Below are 2,196 nucleotides of genomic sequence, written 5' to 3' on the forward strand. Positions count from 1 at the left end.
CTCGAAGTTCCCCCCTCTCCCGGCGCAGTTTGCCGGGGGAGGGGCCGGGGGAGGGGGACCGAGGGGCCGCGAAGGGCTCCCACCCGCAACATCCCCAGCACCCGCCCCACAATCCCATCCCCAACCCCCGCCGACACTTGCAAGTGGCCCGTTGTCAACGGATTGACGCGCCCCGCGCACTCCGGTAAACTTCCGGGTCCCTGACGGAGGCGCGATGATCCGGAGCATGACGGGGTTCGGGGAGGCGGAGCGGGAAACCGAGGCGGGTACGCTGCGCGTCGAAATCCGGACCGTGAACCACCGGCACCTGAGCGTAAACTTTCGTACCCCCGCTTCGCTGGCGAAGTGGGAGCCGCAGATGCGCGAGTGGCTGCGCACCCAGCTTTCGCGTGGCCACGTGAACTGCGCGGTGCGGCTGGAGCCCTCCGGCCCAGCCGGCGCCGCGGCCATCGGCCTGGCGCTGGACGAGGAGCGGGTGAGGGCGTACCTGTCGCTGTTCGGCGAGCTGCGGACGCGCTTCGGCGTGGGGGGCGAGCCGGACCTGGCGTCGCTCCTTCGCTTCAACGACGTGATCGTCCGCGACGACGACGGTGCGCGCGCCGAGGTGCCCGCGGACGACCTGCGGGCCGTGGTGGAAGACGCTGCGCGCGCCACCACCTCCATGCGCGAGGACGAGGGGCGGCGGCTGGCGGCGGACCTGGACGGGCGCATCTCCGCCATCGAGACCGCGCTGGACGCCATCGCCGACCTGGCGCCCTCGCGGCTGGCGGCGGAGCGCGACCGGCTACGCGAGGCGGTGCGGGAACTGGCGGGTGGAGTGGCCGTCAGCGAAGACCGGCTGGCGCAGGAGATCGCCTACCTGGCCGAGCGCTGGGACATCAACGAAGAGCTGGTGCGCTTTCGCTCGCACAACGAGCTCTTCCGCGAGCTGATGGCGGCGAACCCCGAGGAGCCGGTGGGAAAGCGCCTGTCGTTCCTCGTCCAGGAGATGCACCGCGAGGCCAACACCATCGGCTCCAAGGCCAACCACGCGGGGATCGCCCATCGCGTGGTGGCCATCAAGGAAGAAGTGGAGCGGCTGCGCGAGCAGGTGGAGAACGTGGAGTGAGCGGCCGGCGGACCTTTCCGCTGGTGCTTTCGGCCCCGTCCGGCGCCGGCAAGACGACCATCGCCAACCGGCTTCGCGAGCGCAGGCACGACGTGGCGTTTTCCGTCTCCGCCACCACGCGCAGCCCGCGCGAGGGCGAGCGCGACGGGGTGCACTACCACTTCGTGAGCGCCGACGAGTTCCGGCGGATGATCGCCGCCGACGAGCTGATCGAGTGGGCCGAGGTGCACGGCAACTTCTACGGCACGCTCCTGCGCGAAGTGGACCGGGCGCGGGACCGCGGCGAGTTCCTGCTGCTGGACATCGACGTGCAGGGCGCCGCGCAGATCCGCCACAAGGTGCCCGACGCGGCGCTCGTCTTCGTCCTTCCGCCCTCCGGCGAGGTGCTGGTGCAGCGGCTGGTGGGGCGGGGGAGCGACGCGGCCGACGTGGTTGCGCGGCGGCTGCGGAACGCGCGCGACGAGATCCGCGAGGCGCCACGCTTCGACTACGTGGTGGTGAACGACGACCTCGACGCGGCGGTCGGCGACGTGGAGGCCATCATGGACGGGCGCACGAGCGACCTTCGGCCTCACCCGCCGCTGGACGTGCTGGCCGACCGGATGGCGATGGAGATCGACAGGCACCTGGGCCCGTCCGCGTGACGGGAACGGGGCTTTTACTTCTGAGGGAGCGGAACAGATGCGAGTGGTAACTCCGGGCCAGGCGGCCCGTCACACCGGCAGCAAGTACCTGGGCGTCCTGGTGGCCGCCAAGATGGCGCGCAACCTCAACGAGCTGCGCCGCAACGAGCTGGCGGAAGACCCCACCGTGTCCGGCGACGAGCCGCGCGAGAAGCTGACCACCATCGCCATCGAAGAGGTGCGCGAGGGCACGGTCAAGTTCACGCTGACCTCGCGCCAGCGCCCCATCATCCCCTCGTAGTCCCGATGCCCGGGTCTCGCGCGCCCCGGCGCCCCTTCGCCGGGCGCCGCGTGGTCCTGGGCGTCACCGGCGGTATCGCCGCGTACAAGGCCATCGCCGTCGCCCGCGACCTGACCCTCGCGGGCGCGTCCGTCGACGTCGTCCTCACGGAGGGGGCGATGGAG

4 protein-coding genes are annotated in these 2,196 nt (G+C 71.4%); all 4 read left to right on the forward strand.

The window, feature by feature from the left end:
- Window positions 1–214: 214 nt before the first annotated feature.
- Entirely contained in the window at window positions 215–1,108 is an 894-nt protein-coding gene (locus VIB55_RS25200) for a YicC/YloC family endoribonuclease (protein WP_331879460.1), read from the forward strand.
- Window positions 1,105–1,752 (forward strand): guanylate kinase, encoded by a 648-nt coding sequence (gene gmk, locus VIB55_RS25205; RefSeq protein ID WP_331879461.1) that lies wholly within the window; start codon window positions 1,105–1,107, stop codon window positions 1,750–1,752. The genes VIB55_RS25200 and gmk overlap by 4 nt, the downstream gene beginning before the upstream one ends.
- 37 nt (window positions 1,753–1,789) lie before the next feature.
- Window positions 1,790–2,032 carry a DNA-directed RNA polymerase subunit omega gene (rpoZ, locus tag VIB55_RS25210; RefSeq protein ID WP_331025209.1) on the forward strand — a complete coding sequence of 81 codons (243 nt, stop codon included), beginning with the start codon at window positions 1,790–1,792 and terminating at the stop codon, window positions 2,030–2,032.
- A 5-nt stretch (window positions 2,033–2,037) separates the two neighbouring features.
- Window positions 2,038–2,196 (forward strand): flavoprotein (locus tag VIB55_RS25585; RefSeq protein ID WP_349263080.1); only part of this gene is annotated, 159 nt, incomplete at its 3' end.

Origin of the sequence: Longimicrobium sp. (assembly GCF_036554565.1) — a bacterium.
Lineage (GTDB): Bacteria > Gemmatimonadota > Gemmatimonadetes > Longimicrobiales > Longimicrobiaceae > Longimicrobium.

Bases quoted from the DNA above. Each gene is read 5' to 3' on its own strand.
- rpoZ (WP_331025209.1), top strand. From the start codon at position 1,790: ATGCGAGTGGTAACTCCGGGCCAGGCGGCCCGTCACACCGGCAGCAAG.
- VIB55_RS25200 (WP_331879460.1), top strand. From the start codon at position 215: ATGATCCGGAGCATGACGGGGTTCGGGGAGGCGGAGCGGGAAACCGAG.